This window comes from Pseudoalteromonas sp. TAE56 (genome assembly GCF_000497955.1).
Taxonomy (GTDB): Bacteria; Pseudomonadota; Gammaproteobacteria; order Enterobacterales; family Alteromonadaceae; genus Pseudoalteromonas.
In genome coordinates, this window is the sequence record NZ_AUTN01000103.1 from 1 (window position 1) to 21383 (window position 21383).

A 21383-nucleotide genomic window follows, 5' to 3' on the forward strand; every position below is an offset into this window, starting at 1 on the left:
GCCGCCTATAAATTCTCTAAACTCTTTAAAACACCACGTTACACGCTCAACATCTAAATGCCATAATCCAAATTCACGAATTCCTGGCGAGTCGATTAGGTTACCGCCACTTGGTAAATGGTGTAGTCGCGAAACTGTTGTTGTGTGCTGGCCTAAGCCGCTGTTTTCAGATACTTCTTTAGTTAATATTTCAGCGTTAGGCAATACAGTATTAACGAGGGTTGATTTACCCACACCACTTTGGCCAACAAAAATATTATTTTTATCAACAAGTACTTCTTTTAATTGATCAATACCATCGCCTGATATATTACTAACAAGGAGTACTTGGTAATCAAGTTTACGATAGATATCGAGAACTTTTTGTATTTCGCTAAGGCCTGCTTCGTCAATTAAATCGGTTTTATTGAGTACTAAAATTGGCTCAATACCCATATCTTCACAGGCTATTAAATAACGGTCGATAATACTAGGGGTAAACTCGGGTAATACAGCTGATACCATCAGTATTTGGTCAATGTTGGCAGCAATAACTTTTACACCGTCGTAAAAGTCAGGGCGGGTAAGTTGCGAACGACGCTCTTGCGTGGCTTCAATTACACCGGCTAAATCGCCTTCACTTACTTTGGCACGGCGAAACAATACTTCATCACCACATACTAAATTAGACACGGTACGGCGTATATTACAGCGCAGTACATCGCCATTTTCAGTTTCTACATCGGCGTGCTGGCCAAAACGACTGATCACAATTGCGCTCTCGACCTGACCTAAGTTATCGGTTTGCCATTCTTGCGCCCCTTTTTTAGCCGGTCTTGAGTCTGCGCTATTAATGCGCTTTTGGTGATTGGCCTTGATCTGACGCGATTGGCCTTTACTTAATTTTTTTTGTTTTGCCACTGGAGGCCTATAACCTTAGTTAAATGTCGCTTTTCCTAAAAAAAGCTTTAGCTCGACGGTTGATGCTAATATGATATATCGAAATGCGTTGGATCTAAAGGAAAGCACCGCTTAGGTAATTATGACTATTAATAAATCAAATTTAATTTGGCTCGATCTTGAAATGACAGGGCTCGAACCAGAGACCGATAAAATACTCGAAATTGCGACGGTTGTCACTGACGCAGACTTGAATATATTAGCCGAAGGGCCAACTATCGCTATTCATCAAAGTGATGAATTACTAAATGGTATGGACGAGTGGTGTACTACTCAGCATGGAAAGTCAGGTTTAACAGCGCGCTGTAAAGCAAGTACTTTCGATGAAGAGTATGCCGTTGCACAAACTTTAGATTTTTTAAAACAGTGGGTGCCTGCGGGTGTATCACCAATGTGTGGTAATTCAATTGGGCAAGATCGCCGCTTTATGAATAAATATATGCGCGAGCTTGAAGATTTTTTCCATTACCGAAATCTTGACGTAAGTACTATTAAAGAATTAGCACGTCGCTGGAAACCAGAAGTTCTTGCAAAAGTGAACAAAAAAGGCTCGCATCTTGCTCTGGATGATATTAAAGATTCGATTATGGAATTAAAAGTCTATAGAGAAAATTTCTTTAATTTGTAAAAAACGCTTGCAAACACATCGGATTATTGTAGAATCCTGCCCCGCTCAAGACGATAACCCACGCGGGGTTAGTGTGTTTGAGTTGTTTTTATTGTGGTCATTTTATATCCATAATTAAAGTGCGGTACTAGCTCAGTTGCTAGAATGTTGAACGCGACTCGTCGCGCACCAACGTAAAATAACTGAATAAATAAAAAATGCGGTACTAGCTCAGTTGGTAGAGCGCGACCTTGCCAAGGTCGAGGTCACGAGTTCGAGCCTCGTGTACCGCTCCAATTTCTAACCAAAAGAAATTGTAGTGATTAAAAGAAGTAAAATGCGGTACTAGCTCAGTTGCTAGAATGTTGAACGCGACCTGTCGCGCAACCAACGTAAAATAACTGAAGAAGTAAAAATGCGGTACTAGCTCAGTTGGTAGAGCGCGACCTTGCCAAGGTCGAGGTCACGAGTTCGAGCCTCGTGTACCGCTCCAATTTCTAACCAAAAGAAATTGTAGTGTTGAATGAAAATATAATGCGGTACTAGCTCAGTTGGTAGAGCGCGACCTTGCCAAGGTCGAGGTCACGAGTTCGAGCCTCGTGTACCGCTCCAATTATTTTATATCCTTTCAAAATTTTCTGTATTAAAAATCATAATTTAAAATATCTCTCATCTACTTTATTCTATGTGTAATATTCAGCATTGAAGTTTTGATTATTAGAAATTATTACTTCGCGCGCCTAAGATTTACGTCTATAGAGTGGCGTATTTTGAATCTATGAGGGTATGACTGAAGAAAAACAGAGGTTAACATTTTAAACCGAGAAGCTTGTGTTAAAACAGCTCCCCTTGAATAGTCGCTATAATTCGCCTTGAGCCACCAGAGTCACGATGCTCCCCCAAGTAAACACCTTGCCATGTACCTAACGCTAAATAACCATTTGAAATAGGAATACTTAACTCACAGCCTAACGTACTGGTTTTAATATGTGCGGGCATGTCGTCATCACCTTCATAATCGTGACGATAATAAGGTTGACGTTCAGGAACAAATTTATTGAAATGGCTTTCCATGTCCATACGAACAGTGGGGTCTGCATTCTCGTTTATGGTAAGACTTGCTGAGGTATGCTGAATAAATAAATGTAACAAGCCTATTTTGTAATTTGCCAGTTCAGGAAGTTGAGACAATATTTCGTCATCAATTATATGAAAACCTCGCGGGCGAGGTTTTAATGTAATTTGCTTTTGCTGCCAACTCATAGTTTATCGAAGCTAACTTCAATGTTTGCATTACCAGCGTCACAGCTAAATGGCATGATAATCTTTTTACCTTGGCTTTTATGAGTAATTGTATGACCCTTACCCGATACCACAATAGGCGTTGCCATATCAAAGTCGAAGCCTTTCTCGCCTAGTAAGTTTTTAGCACCGCCGGTTACCATGTTGGTTATCTCGCCAACCATGTCAGTTACTTCTTCATCTATAGTATCTGGTCTTTCGCCAAGCATACGTTCCATAATGGTTAATGCTAGCCCTTCATCAAACGTAATTGAAAATGATCCGCGAGTTTGCGGGCCAACCATACCAATCAAACCTGATACATCACCACAGGCAATCTCATCAGTTTTAATGCGAGGTTTACCCGGTTTTAATTGAGTTTGAGCCATAGTGCTCAAAACATTAATTAAAGATGATAAAAACGGATTGATGAACTCTACATTCATAGTGGGTACTCTTAAATTGGGGCTAATAAATGGCTATATAGTATGAGTATAGCCACTAAGGATAATTTTGGGGGATTATGATGCTCTACAAGACTCACATTTGCCATGTGCTTCGATTGTTTGTCCAGAAACAACGAAGCCACCTTCAGCGGCTAAATTATTTAACTCATGAGAGATAACGGTTGAGTGCAACTCTTTAACAAATCCACAGGTATCGCAAATTAATAACTGTACAGGATGAATATGATCAAAATGATGGCACAGCATAAATGCATTTGTGCTTTCAATTTTATGAATAAAACCTAGTTCAGCTAAAAAGTCTAATGCACGATAAATAGTTGCAGGTTTAGCACCTGTTTCAGTTACTTTTAATTGCTCAAGCAAATCGTATGCACCAACACCACCTTGTGCACTGGCTAATAGACGAAATACTTTCTCGCGGATAGGCGTAAAACGCGCACCACGGTTGTCACAAACTTGTTTTGCTTTACTTACGAGTGATTCTATATTCATCATTACTCTTATCCTTATGCTACCGTGGTATACTAACATACTGTGTTGTAGTTGCAGCGTTTTTATTAAGCGCTTTTTACCTAGGAAACCCAGTAATGCACGAACTATTGGCTATATTTATTTTCTTTTTTGCGGTTATTGACCCCATTGGCACTGTCCCTGTATTTATTGCAGTCACACGTGGTGATGATGAGAAATTTAAACGTAAAGTTATATTTAAAGCGGTAGGCGTATCTGCATTAGTGCTCTTATTTTTTGTACTTGCAGGTGAGCAATTACTTAACGCAATTGAAATCCCACTTTCGGCTTTTCAAATAGCCGGCGGAATCATATTACTTATTTTTGCGCTTTCAATGATATTTGGTGAAAGTAAACCTGAAGCCGAAATTAAAAGTGTGCGCGATAGTACTGAAACCGCTATTTTTCCGTTAGCGATTCCATCTATTGCGAGCCCGGGCGCTATGTTAGGCGCCGTATTAATGACCCGAAACGAAGAATATACATGGGTTGAGCAGTTACTAACGTCTTCAATGATGCTTGCTGTATTAGCGGTTGTACTGGTTTTGTTATTGCTTGCAACGCATGTACATAAATTAATTGGTGACAGTGGTGCAAGTATAATAAGTAGAATTATGGGGCTTATTTTAAGTTCGGTTGCGGTTACCAATATTTTAAATGGCATAGCTCATTATTTTGGCTTGCAGGTGTTCTCTTAACATTGATGCCCGTTAGGCTTTTGTGTAAAATGCAGCGCCTTTTAAGCTGTGCTTAATAACTTTAATACCCTGAGGTTTGCTTTGAATAAATGTACTTTGGATAGACGCTTTTCTGTGGCACCAATGCTTGATTGGACTGATCGCCATTGTCGTACTTTTCATCGCAAAATGACTAAACATACTGTGCTTTATACTGAAATGATAACCACAGGGGCTATCTTATTTGGTCGAGGCGACTACTTACATTTTAATAAACACGAAGGCCCAGTGGCGTTGCAGCTTGGTGGCTCTGATCCTAAAGCGCTTGCGCAATGTGCAAAGTTAGCCGGTGAGCGTGGTTATGACGAAATAAATTTAAATGTAGGTTGCCCGTCAGACAGAGTTCAAAATGGTCGATTTGGCGCATGTTTAATGGCTGAACCTCAATTAGTAGCGGACTGTGTTGCAGCAATGAAAAGCGAAGTAAACATTCCTGTTACCGTTAAAACGCGCATTGGCATTGATGAGCAAGATTCGTATGAGTTTTTATGTGCGCTAATTGAAGCGTCCCATAAAGTAGGGTGTGATGACTTTATTATTCATGCTCGTAAAGCATGGCTCAATGGTTTAAGCCCAAAAGAAAATCGTGAAGTTCCACCGCTTGATTACCCACGTGTTTATCAACTTAAAAAAGATTATCCGCAACTCGATTTAAGCTTAAATGGCGGTGTTAAAACAATTGAGCAGAGCCTAGAACATTTACAACATATCGATGGTGTAATGATTGGGCGTGAAGCTTACAGTAACCCATTTATGCTCAATGACGTTGATGAGAAAATTTATGGTGATGCTGCAAACACACAATCACGCCACGACGTAGTGCGCTCAATGTACAGCTACATTGAAGAAGAAATGCGTTTGGGTGCTAATTTTTGGCATATTGCACGTCACATGCTCGGTATTTTTCAGGGGCAGCCTGGTGCACGAGGCTTTAGGCGCCACCTTTCTGAAAGTGGTCACGGGAAGCAAGCTGATTTATCGGTAATGGATAAAGCATTAAGCTTTGTACCAGAATAAAGCTAAGCTTTAAAAATTCTAAATTTAAGCCACTTTCGAGTGGCTTTTTTGAGCCTAAAAATTAGTCAAAATCATAATTTATTGGCCAATTACACTCTATGCTGTTCAGCTTGAAGTCACTAAAATTTAGATGGCTTGTTATTTATCACTTTGATTTTAAATGTCTTATTCTTATTTTTATGGACTTGGCACAACTCTTGGAATCTTCTTGTTGAAATTAATTAAAAATCAACAGGAGAATACCATGGGAATATTTAACCGCGTAAATGACGTTATTCAATCAAACATTGTGGCTATGCTTGATAAAGCAGAAGACCCTGAAAAACTTTTAAACCTAATGCTTAACGACATGCAAGATGCGTTGAATGAGTGTCGTAGTACAGCTGCTGCTTTATTGTGTGAAGAAAAAATAATTAATCGTCAAATTGATACTAAAAAAACAGAATTAGCAGCTTGGCAAGTTAAGGCTGAACATGCGGTTGAAAAAGGCAGTGATAACCTTGCTAAATCTGCTTTACTTGAAAAGCAACGTGTTAGTGAAAGCATTGTAAATAAGCAAACTCAGTTAGAAACTTTGCAAGAGTCTATCGCAAAAATTAAAGTTGATTGTGAGCGCCTGCAGCAAAAAATAGTAGAAGCTAAAACGAAGCAAGCACAATTAGTTAAACGCCATGATGTAGCAGCTACAAGAAAAAAGATAAGTACAACGTTACAAAGCGACAAAGTAGCTAATGCATTATCTCGGTTTGAGCAAGTTGAGCAACGTGTAGAAAGTATTGAAGCCCAAATAGAAGCGTATGAGTTAACCGACTCTGCAAATACGACTGCTGCACAAATTGAAGCCTTAGTTAAAAATGAAAAAATAGATGCTGAGCTAGCTCAGTTGAAAACAAGTTTAAAAACTGATTTAAAACAGACTGCTTAAGGAGAAGATTATGAATAGCTTTAATCGCCAACGTGGTTGGTATAAAGATACGTTAAATAAAAAAATATCAGGTGTATGTAGTGGTTTGGCGCATCGATTAGATTTTCCGGTGTGGGCAACGCGCTTAGTAACTATTTTATTATTTTTAAGCTTTCCGTTTGCAGTTGCTCTTGGTTATTTTATTGCGCATTGCTGCCTTGAAAATAAAGAGTATTAATACCAACAGGCATAAATATTTGAACAATTTAACGAATTAAGTCACTCTATAACGTTATTAAAATTTATATGTATAACAACTAGATATAAAAGTTTTTCCTAGTTGTAGCGCAATTTTCTTATCGTTAAATAGACCCCGTATATAAGCCGGTTGGTATAGGGAGAATTACTATGAAAGCTTTGGCAGTATGTGTAATTATCTATTTATTACTGTTTACTGATTTAATAGCGTTTGTGCATGTCGACTCTTGGCAGTTGCCGTTATGGATTGCTGATATTAGCTGGGCAGGGCTAGAGCTTGTAGGCGCTTTGGCCGCAATTGTTACTGTAGTTGCGGTAGTGGCTTTAATTACTATGGGATTAGTAGGTGCGGGTGTAGTGGCGTTAGCAGGGACTGTTTTAGCGCTTTTATTTGGATCTATAATGATTGCATGGCCGTTACTATTTGTTGCAGTGTTGTGTTGGCTTGTTGCCGATAACAAAAAAGTAGCCTCTTAATCCTTAATTTGACTGACTATTATAGGTTAACTATGTTAAATTTAGCCTGTAATTTAAAGTTTTCATAAGGATAAGAATGATGACGAAACTATGTTTTTCGATGGCTTCTGCATTACTATTTAGTTTTTTTTCGTCATCGTTGGCGGCGCACTCAGGACACGAACATGCTTCTGATGTGGCTGTACTCGAAGTAGCTAACGCGCAAGTTAGAGAGTTTTTACCTGGCAGTACTTCAACTGTAGGTTACTTAACGCTTACTAATCACGGCGGAACAGCAGCAACTTTAACTAAGGCAACGCTTGATGGCTTGGGCCGTGTTGAAATACACGAGCACTCACATGTAGACGGCATGATGAAAATGCAACAAGTTAAATCGGTTGAAATTAAAGCGCATGAAAGTGTCAGTTTTCAACCTGGCGGTTATCATTTAATGGTATTTGAACCACAAGAGCCATTAAAAGTAGGGCAAGAACGTAAACTCACGCTATATTTTAGTGACGGTAATCGCTTATTTACTAATGCTCAAGTCGTGTCGCTTGAAGCGCAAGCTAAACAGTCGAAACCTTCTACTCAACACGCTCACCATTAGGAGTACACATGTCGCAACATAAAGGAAAAATAGCAGGAATAGTTGTTTTACTGCTTATCATTTTTTACGCAATTGCTGTTTATTGGAGCACTGAACCTTCACGTTTTGACGTTGTTGCAAACGCTAAAGAGCAAGCGCAGCTTCGTAATGAAAAAATAGTAACGGGTTATGTAACTACCTCTACATTGATTACAGTAGCCAATACCTTACTCGATAAACCGGGTGGCTACTTATCAAATGATGTAATACCGCCAAGTATTATTATGGATGATATGCCAGCGTGGGAATATGGTGCGCTAGAAATGGTACGTGATTTATCGCTTTCTATGCGAAAAGATTTTAGTCGTTCACAATCACAGTCTACTGAACATGAAGCACTTAAAAAGGCGCAGCCACAGTTTAATATAAGCTCTGAAGCATGGGCATGGCCAAGTGCTGAAGGTGAGTACCAAAAAGGTATTGACTACTTAATGGTATATCGAGGACAAATTGCTAACGAGCATGAGCGCGATAGCCAATTTTACGCACGAGCAGATAACTTACGTAGTTGGCTTAAAGAAGCTGAAAAACGTTTAGGTAGTTTAAGTCAGCGTTTAAGCGCCAGTGTAGGCCAAGAAAAAGTGAATACCGATTTAGCAGGTAATTCATCTAATAAACAAGCAACTCTTGCTCCACTACAACAACAAGTAAGAACGCCGTGGTTAGAAATTGACGACGTGTTTTACGAGTCGCGCGGTGCTACTTGGGCGTTACTACACTTTTTACAAGCGATAGAGTATGACTTTAATGATGTACTTGAAAAGAAAAATGCACGTGTAAGTTTACAACAAATCATACGTGAACTTGAGGCAACTCAAGAAACAGTATGGAGCCCACTTATTTTAAACGGGAATGGTTTTGGCTATGTTGCTAACCACTCTTTAGTTATGGCAAATTATATTTCTAGAGCCAATGCGGCTTTAATCGAACTTAGCGAACTACTAGCTCAAGGATAAAAAATGAAAAAGTATTGTTTAGCAGCAGCCCTTTCAATGGCATGTTTAGCACCAGCGGCGCAAGCTGACACCCTATTAGGTTTATATGTAGGTGTTGATGGATGGAAGTCAGATAACGATGGCCAATTTTCTTACAAAAATAATGCATCTCAAAATTTTAATTTTGAAGATGAGACTTTTGTAAGTTACTACGCGGCGCTTGAGCACCCAGTGCCGTTAGTACCAAATATCAAATTAAAGTATACAGAGCTTGAGCTAAATGGTTCAGCGCTGCTTACAGATACATTTAGCTTCAATGGTTCTGATTATGTTGTTGGTTCTACTGTAAATACGGTAAGTGATTTAACGCATATTGATTATATTTTTTATTATGAAATTTTTGATAATGACTTAATTTCAATAGATCTAGGTTTAAATGCTAAACAGTTTGACGGTGATATTGTTGTAAGTGGCACTACCCAAAATGGTGGTACTAACTTTACCGAAACCAAAGACTTCTCCGGTTTTGTTCCTCTTGCATACGGCCGTGCCGAAGCGGGCTTACCATTTACTGGTTTAAGTGTATTTTTTGAAGGTAGCTTTTTGGCTATTGACGATAGCAAAGTACAAGATTACCAAGTAGGCGTAGCGTGGGAACTTATTGATAACCTAGCAGTAGATGTTGCTGTTAAAGCCGGTTACCGTTCTATGGTGTTAGAACTTGATGATGTAGATGATATTACTACTGATATTGATGCATCTGGCCCATTTGCGGGTATTCAGGTTCATTTTTAATTAGTATTTTCTAATTAAACAAAGCGTGGCATATTATTTTATTGCGTGCCACGCTAAATCAAACTCTCCCTCTAGCGCATTATTAATCAACTGCTTATAGACCTTATTGACAGGGAAATTAATGAGTTTAGAAAGCTCATCACCTGTTTGCGTAAATTTGTAATAGCTTAATACCAAATCACTACTCTTTGCCTTTAACGTTACTTTTTGCGATAAAAATGAAAGGGTAAGCTCTTGCCCCGCTTTAAGCACTGCAGATTCAATTTCTTTTCTATACAGTAAATTAAGATCCATGAGCGTTAAAATATCAGGAAAGCTAATACCCGTTTTTCCTAAATTTAGAGATACTTTATTGCCTTTTCGTAGCAAATCAAACAAGGACGGTTTTTTGTAAAAGCCGAGTAATATAAAGTGGCTGTCGTCTTTTTCGTTATAGCCTGAGAGCGACACACATTTTTGCAAAGAGTCTGCTTCTCGCTGTGTCATATGTTTTAAAGTTTGTAGGCTTTTAATTGAAAACGTACCAGGATTAAGGGTTTCTCCCGTTAAAATTTTGGCCCATAAAATTTGCATTGACGCATTTGAGGTATCTTCACATAGGGCTATAAAGTGTTCTACCCAGTCAACATCGGGCTGTTTACTACTTGCTACATCAGGGCAAAATCCCATAGCCATTGCTAAAATTGATTCTATATTTTGTTGTTGTTTAATAAGTAATAAATCTTGGCGCTTTTGAGCACGAGCTAAAACAGAGTTTTCACTATTGATATGATAAAGCGGCTTAATTTGGCCCTTAATATCGTAACTCTGCTCGTTAGTAGGTAGTACACCGTTACTTCCTACTTTTGTTATAGGGTAACCAAGTAAGGATTCAATGATGTTGGCTAGATTAATTCTCGCCTGTGCTGTTTTGACTGTCATGACTGTGCATTATCCTTTGTGGATCACTAAGCTGTGCAACAGTTTGAAGGTTATTTAAACCCAGTGAAACTGTATTACTGAGTACGTACTCGCTTAAAATTGCAGTGTAACCAGATATTAAAGGAGCCGTTGTTTGACCTTTAATATTACATATTAACGTAACTATACCGTTTTGCTCGCTAAGGTTAAAAGTGCCTCTGATAATATGTTCAGCATTTAAAAGTATGTTGAAGCTGACTTTATTTTGGCTTATCGAAGTTATGATCATTTCACCATACCCCCATTTTCCTTTCCAAGACTGATGAGCTCCTAGGCCAGAACTGGGTTCGCCCAAAGTAAAACGTATGCTGGGGTCTACTTTTTCCCATGGAGACCATTTTTGCCATTGGCTAAAGTCGGTGATAAGCGGCTTTATTACTTTAAGATTGGCATTAATTTCGATTGTTTTATTTACACTATAACTTTGAGGCAGTATTAGCCCTACCAGTGCCAATACCAATAGTAATAACAGCACGCATTTGATTAATATTTTTAATGGTTTAATAAGCACACCTTTTATTAGTTTTTCAAGTTGAAATACAACAACTTTTTATTAATCGACTATAGTATGAATTAGATTATAAACCAAAAATAATTTATAGATTGCTACTTAGGAGAGCGAATGTCGTCAGATCAAAACGATTTTTTATTTTTTGAACAAGATTTTGAAGACGATGCTGTTGTTGAGCAGACTAAGTTTTGGGATATTTTAATTGTTGATGACGAACCTGAGATTCATTCTGTAACAAAATTAGCTTTGTCTGGAGTTGAGTTTTTAGGGGCCGGTTTGCGATTTCACGATGCTTATTCGGGTGCAGAAGCAATAGAAGTGTTAGCTAAAAATAAAAATATTTCGGTTATTTTTTTAGATGTTGTTATGGAAACTGACGATGCCGGTTTGCAGGTTGTAAAAAGAGTGCGTGACGAATTAAATAATCAACATGTAAGGATTATTTTAAGAACAGGACAAGCAGGCAATACACCAGAAGAAAAAGTAATACGAGAATACGACATAAATGATTATAAAACGAAAACAGAGCTTACTCGCTCTAAGTTATTAACTTCGCTTATAACGGCTATTCGCTCATACGAGCAGGTATGCCAGCTTGAATATCAAAGTGATGCGATGAACACGATTGTTTCAGCATCAAAGTCTATTTTAGGACTTACTGATATTAAGCAATTATGCAAAGAAGTCATCAAGCATATGAGTGTTATTTTAAAGTGCGCACCTAGAGGGCTTGTTTGTAGCAAGTTGGATGGCGATGACTTTATTCAAGTATTAGGTGGTTGTGGGCATTACGAAGGCTATTTTGGTGAAAAATTAATTAATGTTGATAGCAGAGTATTTGAACAAGTTGAGTCATGTTTTGCTTTGTCAAAGCACCAACATATAGATTCAAGTTCAACATTTATATTGAAAAGCAAACATCGAAAAGCGGCTTTATATATAGAGTGCGAACACACTCCCTTACAAGCACAGCTTCAATTTGCTGAAATTTTCTTAACTAATGTAAGTGTAGCACTTGATAACATAAGGCTATTTGTAAAGTTAAGAGATGCAGCTTATAAAGATGTGCTTACTGGTATTTCAAATCGTACTAACTTTATTGAACGGGTAGTGCATTATCAAAAGCCGCACGTTAATGATTATGTATTTGTATTACTTGATGTAGTTAACTTTGCAGATATTAATAATGGCTTAGGGCAAGAGGTCGGCAATAAAGTATTAATTGGCATTGTGCAAAGGTTAAAAGAAAATTACCCAACAGCTAAATTACTATCACGTATTGGCGCTGATGTTTTTGGGTTTATTATTCGGCAAGACGAATTTGACTTAAAAAAATTGAATGAGCAACTAGGTATTCCATTTTACGCAGAAGAACATTTACTGCCTATCGACTTTAGAGTCGGCTTATGCCAACAACAAGACTTTCAAAGTAGTGGTATTGATACACTGAAAGTTGCTTATATCGCACTTAATCAAGCTAAAAAAGCAAAGCATAAAGAAGGCGTTTATTACAGTATTGATATGCAAGATAAAATGGCTTGGCGTTTAGGTATTATTAGGCAGCTACGTCATGACTTTGCTCGGAATAAGTTAGAGGTATGGTATCAACCCCAACTTGCACTAGATGATTTATCGCTAATTGGGTGTGAAGCATTATTACGCTGGCCGACAGGTGATGGCGTGTATATATCACCAGCTGTATTTGTACCACTTGCAGAGGATGCTGGCTTAATTGTCGATATAGGGCAGTGGGTATTAGAGCAAGCTTGCCAACAGCAAAAGCGCCTAGAAAATATGGGTACAGAAATTTGTATTGCGGTTAATGTGTCTGTTCCGCAGTTTAAAGTAAAAGGTTATGCACACACTGTTAAAAATACATTGTTAAAATATGGTGTTAAGCCAAAGAACATAGAATTAGAAGTTACCGAGAGCGTAGTAATGGATGAGCTAGAAACTGTTATTAATACTCTAAGAGAGCTTAAAGAACTAGGATTGGAAGTTGCTATTGATGACTTTGGCACTGGTTTTTCGTCGCTGAGCTATATTCAAAGTTTACCACTGGATAGATTAAAGATAGACCGCGCATTTATAAAGGGTTTACCAAACGATGATACAGGTGCTATTGCTGCTTTAGTTATATCACTTGGCGCTAAGTTGGGTTTAAAAACGATTGCTGAAGGGGTCGAAACACAAGCGCAAGCCCAGTTTTTAAAGAATTTAGGGTGTGATGAGGTACAAGGGTTTATGTATGCTAAACCCATGCCTGAGAATGAATTAATAGAATTTATAAATAAACGCTAAAAAAGATTAATTTATTATTTAAGCTAATGAACGATTTAGAATTTAAGGTGCGATATGCTTTGACTACTTTGTATATATAAACAATTTAGTAGGGTATAATTCGCGCCTTTTGTTATTCTACGGCCACAATTATGAGCACACTCAAAGCTAAGCGCGCCTTATTTTCATACCCTAAATATTGGGCTGAATGTTATGGCACCGCGCCATTTTTACCAACTACACGTGAAGAAATGGATGCACTTGGCTGGGATAGCTGCGACATAATAATAATTAGTGGTGACGCGTACGTTGATCATCCTAGCTTTGGTATGGCGGTAATTGGCCGTGTACTTGAAGCGCAAGGCTTTAGAGTGGGTATTATTGCCCAGCCCGCGTGGGACTCTAAAGATGCATTTATGGAGCTAGGCAGACCGAATTTATTTTTTGGTGTAACAGCTGGCAACATGGATTCGATGATCAATCGTTATACAGCTGAAAAGCGTATGCGCCACGATGATGCTTACACGCCAGATAACGTAGGTGGTAAACGTCCCGATCGAGCCGTAATGATTTACTCGCAAAAATGTCGTGAAGCATACAAAGGAATACCAATTGTTATTGGTGGTATTGAAGCGAGTCTTCGTCGTATTGCTCATTACGACTATTGGCAAGAAAAAGTACGTCGTAGTATTTTGTTTGATGCTAAAGCTGATATTTTAATTTACGGTAACGCAGAGCGTCCGTTAGTTGAAGTTGCGCATCGTATTGCCGCAGGCGAAACAATGGATACTATTCAAGATATTCGCGGCACGGCTGTTATTAGAAAAGAACCTTTACCAGGTTGGCGTGGTAGTGACTCTACCGCTATAGATAAAATTGGTAAAATTGATCCAATTCCAAATCCATACGGCGCTGATGATGTTGGATGTAGCAAATCTGAATTTAAACAAGCGGGTATTGATTTAAAGGCGGAAGCTGCAAAACCAATCATGGTTCAGCCTGCGCGACCTAAACCGTGGGAAAAAACTTACGTTAAGTTACCTGCTTATGAGCAAGTAAGTGTTAACAAACCTCTATACGCCCACGCTTCGCGTATTTTACATCAAGAAACAAACCCTGGTTGTGCAAGAGCGCTGTTTCAGCGACACGGCGATCGCTCTATTTGGGTAAACCCGCCTGCATACCCATTAGAAACACATGAAATGGACGCTGTGTTTGGTTTACCGTATCAGCGAATTCCTCACCCAAGTTACGGCGACTCTAAAATTCCTGCTTACGACATGATAAAAACATCGGTAAATATTATGCGCGGTTGTTTTGGTGGTTGTTCGTTTTGCTCAATTACGGAGCATGAAGGGCGTATTATTCAAAGTCGTTCGCAAGAATCTATTATTGAAGAAATTGAACAGATTAGAGATAAAGTACCTGGCTTTACTGGTGTGATTTCTGATTTAGGTGGCCCAACGGCAAATATGTATAAACTGCGTTGTACTAGTAAAAAAGCAGAAAGTACCTGTAGACGTTTATCATGTGTGTACCCTGAGATTTGTAAGCACATGGATACCGACCATACGCCAACAATAGACTTATATAAAAAAGCACGTGAAGTTAAGGGTATTAAAAAGGTTTTGATTGCTTCTGGTGTACGTTATGACTTAGCTGTACGCGACCCTCGTTACGTTAAAGAATTAGTAACGCATCATGTGGGCGGCTACTTAAAAATAGCGCCGGAGCATACAGAGGATGGTCCATTATCAAAAATGATGAAACCAGGTATGGGCGCGTATGATCAATTTAAAGAATTATTTGATAAGTACTCTAAAGAAGCAGGTAAAAAGCAGTATTTAATTCCTTACTTTATATCAGCTCATCCAGGTACAAAAGACGAAGACATGGTAAACATGGCTTTATGGCTTAAATCAAACGACTTTAAGCTTGATCAGGTACAAAATTTTTACCCGTCACCGATGGCTAATGCAACGACTATTTATCATACAGAGATGAACTCTTTACGTAATATAAAAAACAATACAGAAGTTGTTCCAGTACCTAAAGGTGCTCGCCAACGTAGATTACATAAAGCTATTTTACGCTACCATGATGCAGCAGGTTGGCCGATGATACGCGAAGCACTGCGTAAAATGGGTAAAGCTAATTTAATTGGTAAAGGGCCTAACTGTTTAGTGCCTGAAGAAGGGCGTGATGAAAAAGCAGGTAAAGGTCGCAGTAAAGGCGGACGTCCGGCACTAACGCGACATACCGGTTTTAGCCAATTTAAAAAGGCAAACACTAAACCAAAAGTAGGCGGTAATCGTCAAAGTACACGTTAGTAATCTAATCTACTAATATCTAGCGTAATTAGTTTAATTACGCTAAGGATTTTTAAGCCTCGTTAGTACGTAAATTAAGTAAACCTTGCTCTTTATTGGCTATATTATTGTAGGTAATAAAGAGCGAACTTTTAGAAACTCCCCTTAAGATTGGCGTATTTAGAGCCTATATACTTCTAGTTAGTTTTTTTAAAACGTTGATGATAACCACAAACGTAATTTAAGTGACCATAACGGTTGAATACCTGTTAGCCCTTGCTTCATTTTATTATCTTTTAAGATTATATAGGATGGCGTGACTTGTCCTTGCCAGTCGGCAAATATCTCACCGTGTTGATCGTTGACAGTGGCAAAATTGTAGCCGTGATCATTTAGATACTCATGTAGTTCTTTATCAGAACCTGATTTTATTGCGATGCTCACGACAGGGTAGTTATTCTCGTTTGCGAGTTCGTTTATGGCTGGGGAGGTAATACTACAAATAGGGCACCAAGTTCCCCAAAAGTACACAAGCGTTGGTTTATCTTGGCTCATTGCTGATAAATCAATGTTTTGCCCTTTATAGTCTATTAATTGTAATTGAGGATTTGCAGGCATGACCGGTTGCCTCCACCAATTAACAGCGTTATAAATTACGAAAAATATAGAGCCATATATCAATACACTTTTTAATATTGATAGCCCTTTTTGTTTTGGCGTTTTTTTAGGTGTGTCTTTTTTATTTTTGGTATCCGTTGTCATAGTTGCAGCTTTACCCTAAGTGTTTTTTACTTTAGTTATTTGCAAAAGTTTCTAATTTAAACCAGCAACCAAGTAGCAGTACCTAAAAAGGCGAATATACCCACAATATCTGTCACCGTGGTTAGCACTACACTCCCTGCAAGTGCTGGGTCTATATTCATTCTCTTAAGAATAATAGGGATACTCGCACCAGCAACACCTGCCACCACTAAGTTCATAAACATAGCGAAGGCGAGTACGCCACCAAGCATAAAGTCCCACTGCCATAGGGCAATAACACCTGCTATTAACAACGACCACAAAACCCCGTTTAACGCGCCAATAGCAAGCTCTTTCATCATCAAGAAACGTTGGTTTGTTTGATTTATATGACCTACCGCAATACCACGAATAACAAGCGTCAATGATTGGCTGCCTGCAACACCACCCATAGAAGGGACAATACCGTTAAGTACAGCTAAAATAGGTAAAACATCTAAAGTGCCTTCAAAAAAGCTAGCTACAAAAGCAGCTGCAAGTGCCGTTAGTAAGTTGACACCTAACCAAACTGAGCGTTTTTTAGAGCTTTTTAGTACTGGTGCAAAGGTATCTTCTTCATCATCAAGACCGGCTAAACTTAGTAAGCTATGCTCCGCATCTTCTCTTATTACGTCAACGATGTCATCGATAGTTACACGACCAAGGAGCTGATCGTTATCATCAACTACGGGGGCCGATATCCAATTATGACGTTCAAATAATTGCGCGACTTCACTTTCATCCATAGAGATTGGGATAGACTCACAATCTTCATCCATTAAATCGCGAACAATTTTTTCTGGCGGGTTAGTTAATAATGTACTGAGTGATAAAGCGCCTATAAAGCAATTATGCTTATCAACAACATACAAGTCATCGGTACCTTCTGGTAACTCGCCGCGTAGCCTAATATACCTAAGTACAACATCAAGCGTAACGTCAGGGCGAATGGTCACCGTATCGGTGTTCATTAGCGCGCCAGCAGAGCGCTCTTGATACGAAAGTGCTTGTGTTGCACGTTCACGGTCTTGAATGTCCATTGCGCTAACAACGTCTTTATAAACGGTATCTGGCAGACTACGTAATACTTCACCTAAGTCATCGTGGCCCATATCCTCTGTTGCGGCTGCAATGTGCTTAGGTTCCATCTGGGCAATAATGCCTAAGCGAACATCTTCTGATAGTTCTTCAAGAACATCGCCTTGCACATCAGGATCAACCAACTGCCAGAGAAGTCGGCGAATTTTATGGGGGGATGATTCTAATAATAATGCGGTATCACAAGGAGCTGTTTTTGCGAGCATGCGCCTAACTTGAACAAATTGACCACTATTGAGTGACTTAGTCACTTGTTTTAGTTGCTGTAGTGGGTAATCTTGTTCAAAAGCTTCAGGCATTGGCGTCCTTTATAAATTTTTATATTACTTTATGGGGAGAGGTGAGTTAACTGGCGTCACTAACCGTATTTATATATCTGTTTTAGTTGAGGCGTTAGTAATGCGAGCATTATTTTTATAACTGTTTATTCTTGCTCATTAAAACGTTGTGCTATTAACTCTCCAACAGCATGTAAAGCTTGCTCAGAATCGGGGCCTTTGCATACAACTTTTACTTCTTTGCCTTGGCTACTTTCAAGTAACATTAGTGCAAGTACGCTATCGCCCGCGGCTTCTTTATCATCTTGAAATAATGTGATTGTCGCATCAAATTGTACTGCTAACTGCGCAAGCACAGTAGCTGCTCTAGCGTGTAAGCCTAATTTGTTTTTTATTAAAAAAGTGTCTTCACAGTGCATAACTTACTCTACCTAAGCTGAACAGGTGATTATTCAGCTCTATTATTTTTCTTGTTCACGATGGCGAATTTTTACATTGGGATGTGTCATTGCAAAACTTTCACCGATAGTTTGCGCTAAATATACAGAGCGATGTTGTCCGCCTGTACATCCGATAGCTATGGTTAAATAACTGCGGTTATTTCGCTCTAAGTGCGGTAACCACGTTTGTACAAATGTTTGAATTTGCCATGTGAATTTTTGCACTATGCTGTGATTGGCCAAATAATCTTTAACGGGTTGATCTAACCCATTTAAAGGTTTTAATTCAGGTTCCCAGTGTGGATTTGGTAAAAAACGCGCATCAAATACATAGTCTGCTTCTTTTGGTATACCGTGTTTAAAACCAAACGATTCAAACGTGACAATTAGTTGCTTATCTTTTTTACCTAAAATCTTTTCACGAATAGATTCTGCAAGTTGGTGAACGCTTAAATCAGTTGTGTCTATCATAAAGTCGGCGCGGGTGATTAATACATCAAGTAATTCTTTTTCTTTTTTGATGGCTAAATCAAGAGGCAGCGAGTCAATTGATAGTGGGTGTAACCTGCGTGTTTCTGAAAAGCGTTTTATCAACGTTTGATCGTCGCTATCTAAATAAAATAACGTAGGATTTGCAAAGCCTGGTAAGTATTCAAGAATATCGTTAAATTCATCTTGCTCTTTAGGGATGTTTCGCACATCAATGCTAACAGCAATTTTATCGTAGCTATCAGACACACTGCGAACTAATGAAGGAAGCAAGTTAACTGGAATATTATCTACGCAATAATAGCCTAAATCTTCTACAACGCGTAAAGCAACCGACTTTCCAGAACCAGAACGGCCGCTTATGATAATTAACTCCATTTAACACCCTTTATAAAACTATGATTGATCGACAATAACTTGGTAAAGCTCAGCATCTGATTTTGCACAGCGTAACTGTTTACAAAAATCTTTGTTGTTTAGTTTATCAGCAATGGTTGCGAGAGTCTTTAAGTGCTGTTGGTTATCGCCATCTGGTACGATGAGTGCGACAAAAATATCAACAGGACGATTATCTATTGCATCAAAATTTATTGGAGTTTCGCTAACGAGTACTAAAGCTAAAGGCTCTTCTGCACCGCTCATTCGACCATGAGGAATGGCAATGCCACGGCCAATACCTGTACTACCCAGTTTCTCTCTACTCATTAAAGCAGTAAGGATATCCTGTTGCGGTAAATACGGAAGTTTGTCGTGAGCAAGTTCGCTAATGAACTCTAAAATTCTTTTTTTGCTATTAAAAAGGACCGCAGCTTTGCTGCAGTCCTGGCATATAAGTGAGCTTAATTTCATCATATTAGTGTCGAGCAAGCTTCTCTTTGTGTTTAATTACTTGTCGATCGAGCTTGTCGATCAACGAGTCAATGGCGGCATACATATCTTGATGTTCCGTAGAGGCAAATAGCTCAGCACCACTTACATGTATTGTGGCTTCTGCTTTTTGATTTAATTTTTCTACATCGAGAATGACATGAACATTATTAATATGATCAGAGTGTCTTTCTAGCTTCGCAAATTTGGTATTAATATAGTCTCTTAGTGAATCGGTTAATTCTACGTGACGACCAGTTAAGTTTAGTTGCATAAGCATTACCCTCTTTTTTTTGCGTCTTAGATCAAGCTTTTACGTTGATTTGACGGTGGAATAGCCAGAGATTCGCGGTATTTTGCGATTGTACGTCTTGCTACTTTAATTCCTTGCTCAGCCAATATATCCGCTATTTTGCTATCACTCAATGGTTTTGCTGAGTTTTCTGCAGCGATTAATTTGCGGATAAGTGCACGAATTGCTGTAGATGAACATTCACCACCGTTTTCGGTGCTTACATGGCTTGAGAAAAAGTATTTAAGCTCAAATATACCACGGGGTGTATGCATATACTTTTGAGTTGTTACGCGCGAAATTGTTGATTCGTGCATTTCTACCATTTCAGCAACATCATTTAAAACCATTGGTTTCATTGCTTCAGGGCCGTGTTCAAAAAAGCCTTGTTGTTGCTTAACAATACAATTAGTTACTTTTAAAAGTGTGTCGTTTCTACTTTCTAAGCTTTTAATAAACCATTTAGCTTCTTGTAAATGCGAGCGAATAAACTGGCTGTCACCACTCGATTTCACAGTGCGAGACATTGCAGCGTATTGGCTATTAACACGAATTTTAGGCATGCTATCTGGGTTTAACTCAACAACCCAGCGGCCTTTAATTTTTTTAACTGACACGTCTGGAATAACATACTCAGATTCTTCTCTTACAATAGTATCTGCTGGCTTAGGACTAAGAGTATGGATTAATGTCATTACTTCTTTAAGCTCTTCTTCTTTGAGCTTGGTTTTCTTCATTAATGTACGATAGTCACGAGCAGCTAATAAATCAATATGCTCGGTTAAAATCATTTTTGTTTCATTAATGTAAGGTGTTTCTTTATCAAACTGATTAAGCTGAATACACAAACACTCTTGTAAACTACGTGCAGCAATACCAACAGGATCAAACAGTTGGATGCGTTTTAATACAGCTTCAATTTCATCAAGTTCGACTTCGTTATCATCTTCGTTTTCTTGATTAAAGCTTTCTAAAATCTCTTCGCAGCTTAGTGTTAAAATACCTGAATCATCAACTGCTTCTACGATGGCAATAGCAATAGCTTCGTCTGTAGGGCTAAATGGCGTTAATTGTAACTGCCACATTAAATACTCATGGAGCGTCTCTGTAGAGGCACCTTGATAAATTGATTCATCTTCAGGCATTGGACCCGATGATGCTGCAGGAGCGGCACTCATGTACTCATCCCAGCTAACATCCATAGCCATGTCGTCACTTAGCGTGTCTTTCGCAAGTGCTTCACCACTATCTTGTTCGTATTCGCTTGGAGCATCATCGGCAGATGCGCTAACAGTTATGTCATCGGTATCAGCTTTTTGCTCGTTTTTGCCAGCAGCATCTTCTGAGTAGTCTTGTTCTTCAACCTCTAATAGCGGGTTGCTGTCGAGAGCTTCTTGTATTTCTTGCTGGAGATCCAATGTACTGAGTTGCAACAAACGAATAGCTTGTTGCAGCTGTGGAGTCATTGTAAGTTGCTGGCCCATGCGCAGCTGTAGTGATTGCCTCATGTATCTCTAACAATCC

Annotated in this window: 24 protein-coding genes and 3 tRNA genes; 14 read left to right on the top strand and 13 right to left on the bottom strand. The window is 38.8% G+C overall.

All coding sequences use genetic code 11. From position 1 onward, the window contains the following. Positions 1 to 900 (bottom strand): small ribosomal subunit biogenesis GTPase RsgA (gene rsgA / locus L656_RS0110925; RefSeq protein WP_024599238.1); only part of this gene is annotated, 900 nt, incomplete at its 3' end. Positions 901 to 1021: 121 nt separating this feature from the next. On the opposite strand from rsgA, the gene orn reads away from it, so the two are divergent. The 4 genes from orn to L656_RS0110945 all read left to right on the top strand — a co-directional run bounded on the left by orn (position 1022) and on the right by L656_RS0110945 (position 2158). Further along, positions 1022 to 1567, top strand: a complete 546-nt coding sequence (gene orn / locus L656_RS0110930) for an oligoribonuclease (protein WP_004336052.1) — start codon at positions 1022 to 1024, stop codon at positions 1565 to 1567. A 199-nt stretch (positions 1568 to 1766) separates the two neighbouring features. After that, positions 1767 to 1842: transfer RNA gene (locus L656_RS0110935), tRNA-Gly, on the top strand. A 121-nt stretch (positions 1843 to 1963) separates the two neighbouring features. Then, positions 1964 to 2039, top strand: a tRNA-Gly gene (locus L656_RS0110940). Between the two features lie 43 nt (positions 2040 to 2082). Beyond that, a tRNA-Gly gene (locus L656_RS0110945) sits at positions 2083 to 2158 on the top strand. Between the two features lie 222 nt (positions 2159 to 2380). Here L656_RS0110945 and L656_RS0110950 read toward each other — a convergent pair. The 3 genes from L656_RS0110950 to L656_RS0110960 form a co-directional block, all read right to left on the bottom strand. After that, positions 2381 to 2809, bottom strand: coding sequence for a secondary thiamine-phosphate synthase enzyme YjbQ (locus L656_RS0110950; protein ID WP_024599239.1), 429 nt, complete (start codon positions 2807 to 2809; stop codon positions 2381 to 2383). Next, positions 2806 to 3273 (bottom strand): chemotaxis protein CheX, encoded by a 468-nt coding sequence (locus tag L656_RS0110955; protein WP_007580265.1) that lies wholly within the window; start codon positions 3271 to 3273, stop codon positions 2806 to 2808. Before L656_RS0110955 ends, L656_RS0110950 begins: the two co-directional genes overlap by 4 nt. Before the next feature lie 75 nt (positions 3274 to 3348). Next, a complete protein-coding gene (locus L656_RS0110960) occupies positions 3349 to 3786 on the bottom strand; it encodes a transcriptional repressor (protein WP_024599240.1) in 438 nt (145 codons plus the stop codon). 95 nt (positions 3787 to 3881) lie between these two features. Between L656_RS0110960 and L656_RS0110965 the strand changes: the two genes are divergently transcribed. The 8 genes from L656_RS0110965 (at position 3882) to L656_RS0111005 (ending at position 9555) form a co-directional block, all read left to right on the top strand. After that, positions 3882 to 4502 (top strand): MarC family protein, encoded by a 621-nt coding sequence (locus L656_RS0110965; protein WP_024589771.1) that lies wholly within the window; start codon positions 3882 to 3884, stop codon positions 4500 to 4502. Positions 4503 to 4625: 123 nt separating this feature from the next. Then, positions 4626 to 5558 (top strand): tRNA dihydrouridine(20/20a) synthase DusA, encoded by a 933-nt coding sequence (gene dusA / locus L656_RS0110975; protein ID WP_024599241.1) that lies wholly within the window; start codon positions 4626 to 4628, stop codon positions 5556 to 5558. A 244-nt stretch (positions 5559 to 5802) separates the two neighbouring features. Further along, on the top strand, positions 5803 to 6483 hold the full coding sequence (locus L656_RS0110980; RefSeq protein WP_024599242.1) for a PspA/IM30 family protein: 681 nt from the start codon (positions 5803 to 5805) through the stop codon (positions 6481 to 6483). A 10-nt stretch (positions 6484 to 6493) separates the two neighbouring features. Beyond that, a complete protein-coding gene (locus L656_RS0110985; RefSeq protein ID WP_024599243.1) occupies positions 6494 to 6700 on the top strand; it encodes a PspC domain-containing protein in 207 nt (68 codons plus the stop codon). A 170-nt stretch (positions 6701 to 6870) separates the two neighbouring features. Further along, a complete protein-coding gene (locus L656_RS0110990; protein WP_024599244.1) occupies positions 6871 to 7197 on the top strand; it encodes a hypothetical protein in 327 nt (108 codons plus the stop codon). Between the two features lie 79 nt (positions 7198 to 7276). Further along, positions 7277 to 7786 (top strand): copper chaperone PCu(A)C, encoded by a 510-nt coding sequence (locus L656_RS0110995; RefSeq protein WP_024599245.1) that lies wholly within the window; start codon positions 7277 to 7279, stop codon positions 7784 to 7786. A gap of 8 nt (positions 7787 to 7794) precedes the next feature. Further along, positions 7795 to 8781, top strand: coding sequence for a DUF2333 family protein (locus L656_RS0111000; protein ID WP_002957928.1), 987 nt, complete (start codon positions 7795 to 7797; stop codon positions 8779 to 8781). Between the two features lie 3 nt (positions 8782 to 8784). Beyond that, entirely contained in the window at positions 8785 to 9555 is a 771-nt protein-coding gene (locus L656_RS0111005; protein WP_024599246.1) for a TIGR04219 family outer membrane beta-barrel protein, read from the top strand. A 33-nt stretch (positions 9556 to 9588) separates the two neighbouring features. Here the strand turns inward: L656_RS0111005 and L656_RS0111010 are convergent, their stop codons facing one another. Further along, the gene (locus L656_RS0111010) at positions 9589 to 10476 is read right to left on the bottom strand and encodes a TIGR03899 family protein (protein WP_024599247.1); all 888 of its coding nucleotides are present in this window, start codon (positions 10474 to 10476) and stop codon (positions 9589 to 9591) included. Beyond that, positions 10445 to 11026, bottom strand: a complete 582-nt coding sequence (locus L656_RS0111015; RefSeq protein ID WP_024599248.1) for an SRPBCC family protein — start codon at positions 11024 to 11026, stop codon at positions 10445 to 10447. Before L656_RS0111015 ends, L656_RS0111010 begins: the two co-directional genes overlap by 32 nt. 111 nt (positions 11027 to 11137) lie before the next feature. Here L656_RS0111015 and L656_RS0111020 point away from each other — a divergent pair, with 111 nt between their 5' ends. Together L656_RS0111020 and L656_RS0111025 are read left to right on the top strand one after the other, a co-directional pair. Further along, complete coding sequence (locus L656_RS0111020; protein WP_024599249.1) at positions 11138 to 13327, top strand: bifunctional diguanylate cyclase/phosphodiesterase; 2190 nt, start codon at positions 11138 to 11140, stop codon at positions 13325 to 13327. Between the two features lie 131 nt (positions 13328 to 13458). Continuing rightward, on the top strand, positions 13459 to 15636 hold the full coding sequence (locus L656_RS0111025; protein ID WP_024599250.1) for a YgiQ family radical SAM protein: 2178 nt from the start codon (positions 13459 to 13461) through the stop codon (positions 15634 to 15636). Positions 15637 to 15825: 189 nt separating this feature from the next. Here the strand turns inward: L656_RS0111025 and L656_RS0111030 are convergent, their stop codons facing one another. The 7 genes from L656_RS0111030 to L656_RS0111060 all read right to left on the bottom strand — a co-directional run bounded on the left by L656_RS0111030 (position 15826) and on the right by L656_RS0111060 (position 21367). Further along, positions 15826 to 16377, bottom strand: coding sequence for a protein disulfide oxidoreductase (locus L656_RS0111030; protein WP_024599251.1), 552 nt, complete (start codon positions 16375 to 16377; stop codon positions 15826 to 15828). Positions 16378 to 16433: 56 nt separating this feature from the next. Then, positions 16434 to 17792 (bottom strand): magnesium transporter, encoded by a 1359-nt coding sequence (gene mgtE / locus L656_RS0111035; RefSeq protein WP_024599252.1) that lies wholly within the window; start codon positions 17790 to 17792, stop codon positions 16434 to 16436. A 125-nt stretch (positions 17793 to 17917) separates the two neighbouring features. Continuing rightward, entirely contained in the window at positions 17918 to 18190 is a 273-nt protein-coding gene (locus tag L656_RS0111040) for an HPr family phosphocarrier protein (RefSeq protein ID WP_002957937.1), read from the bottom strand. 42 nt (positions 18191 to 18232) lie between these two features. Continuing rightward, complete coding sequence (rapZ, locus tag L656_RS0111045; protein WP_024599253.1) at positions 18233 to 19078, bottom strand: RNase adapter RapZ; 846 nt, start codon at positions 19076 to 19078, stop codon at positions 18233 to 18235. Between the two features lie 18 nt (positions 19079 to 19096). Further along, positions 19097 to 19549, bottom strand: coding sequence for a PTS IIA-like nitrogen regulatory protein PtsN (gene ptsN, locus L656_RS0111050; protein ID WP_024599254.1), 453 nt, complete (start codon positions 19547 to 19549; stop codon positions 19097 to 19099). A 4-nt stretch (positions 19550 to 19553) separates the two neighbouring features. Beyond that, a complete protein-coding gene (hpf, locus tag L656_RS0111055; RefSeq protein ID WP_007580301.1) occupies positions 19554 to 19841 on the bottom strand; it encodes a ribosome hibernation promoting factor in 288 nt (95 codons plus the stop codon). A 26-nt stretch (positions 19842 to 19867) separates the two neighbouring features. Beyond that, positions 19868 to 21367: an RNA polymerase factor sigma-54 gene (locus L656_RS0111060; protein WP_024599255.1), complete on the bottom strand. Its 1500-nt coding sequence runs from the start codon at positions 21365 to 21367 to the stop codon at positions 19868 to 19870. Positions 21368 to 21383: the final 16 nt, after the last annotated feature.

Bases quoted from the DNA above. Each gene is read 5' to 3' on its own strand.
- L656_RS0111000 (WP_002957928.1), top strand. From the start codon at position 7,795: ATGTCGCAACATAAAGGAAAAATAGCAGGAATAGTTGTTTTACTGCTT.
- L656_RS0110980 (WP_024599242.1), top strand. From the start codon at position 5,803: ATGGGAATATTTAACCGCGTAAATGACGTTATTCAATCAAACATTGTG.
- L656_RS0111025 (WP_024599250.1), top strand. From the start codon at position 13,459: ATGAGCACACTCAAAGCTAAGCGCGCCTTATTTTCATACCCTAAATAT.
- dusA (WP_024599241.1), top strand. From the start codon at position 4,626: ATGCTTGATTGGACTGATCGCCATTGTCGTACTTTTCATCGCAAAATG.
- ptsN (WP_024599254.1), bottom strand. From the start codon at position 19,549: ATGAAATTAAGCTCACTTATATGCCAGGACTGCAGCAAAGCTGCGGTC.
- L656_RS0111040 (WP_002957937.1), bottom strand. From the start codon at position 18,190: ATGCACTGTGAAGACACTTTTTTAATAAAAAACAAATTAGGCTTACAC.
- L656_RS0111010 (WP_024599247.1), bottom strand. From the start codon at position 10,476: ATGACAGTCAAAACAGCACAGGCGAGAATTAATCTAGCCAACATCATT.
- L656_RS0110990 (WP_024599244.1), top strand. From the start codon at position 6,871: ATGAAAGCTTTGGCAGTATGTGTAATTATCTATTTATTACTGTTTACT.
- L656_RS0111005 (WP_024599246.1), top strand. From the start codon at position 8,785: ATGAAAAAGTATTGTTTAGCAGCAGCCCTTTCAATGGCATGTTTAGCA.
- L656_RS0110965 (WP_024589771.1), top strand. From the start codon at position 3,882: ATGCACGAACTATTGGCTATATTTATTTTCTTTTTTGCGGTTATTGAC.
- L656_RS0111020 (WP_024599249.1), top strand. From the start codon at position 11,138: ATGTCGTCAGATCAAAACGATTTTTTATTTTTTGAACAAGATTTTGAA.
- orn (WP_004336052.1), top strand. From the start codon at position 1,022: ATGACTATTAATAAATCAAATTTAATTTGGCTCGATCTTGAAATGACA.
- L656_RS0110985 (WP_024599243.1), top strand. From the start codon at position 6,494: ATGAATAGCTTTAATCGCCAACGTGGTTGGTATAAAGATACGTTAAAT.
- L656_RS0110950 (WP_024599239.1), bottom strand. From the start codon at position 2,809: ATGAGTTGGCAGCAAAAGCAAATTACATTAAAACCTCGCCCGCGAGGT.
- L656_RS0111030 (WP_024599251.1), bottom strand. From the start codon at position 16,377: ATGACAACGGATACCAAAAATAAAAAAGACACACCTAAAAAAACGCCA.
- L656_RS0110960 (WP_024599240.1), bottom strand. From the start codon at position 3,786: ATGAATATAGAATCACTCGTAAGTAAAGCAAAACAAGTTTGTGACAAC.
- hpf (WP_007580301.1), bottom strand. From the start codon at position 19,841: ATGCAACTAAACTTAACTGGTCGTCACGTAGAATTAACCGATTCACTA.
- L656_RS0111060 (WP_024599255.1), bottom strand. From the start codon at position 21,367: ATGAGGCAATCACTACAGCTGCGCATGGGCCAGCAACTTACAATGACT.
- L656_RS0110955 (WP_007580265.1), bottom strand. From the start codon at position 3,273: ATGAATGTAGAGTTCATCAATCCGTTTTTATCATCTTTAATTAATGTT.
- L656_RS0110995 (WP_024599245.1), top strand. From the start codon at position 7,277: ATGACGAAACTATGTTTTTCGATGGCTTCTGCATTACTATTTAGTTTT.
- rapZ (WP_024599253.1), bottom strand. From the start codon at position 19,078: ATGGAGTTAATTATCATAAGCGGCCGTTCTGGTTCTGGAAAGTCGGTT.
- mgtE (WP_024599252.1), bottom strand. From the start codon at position 17,792: ATGCCTGAAGCTTTTGAACAAGATTACCCACTACAGCAACTAAAACAA.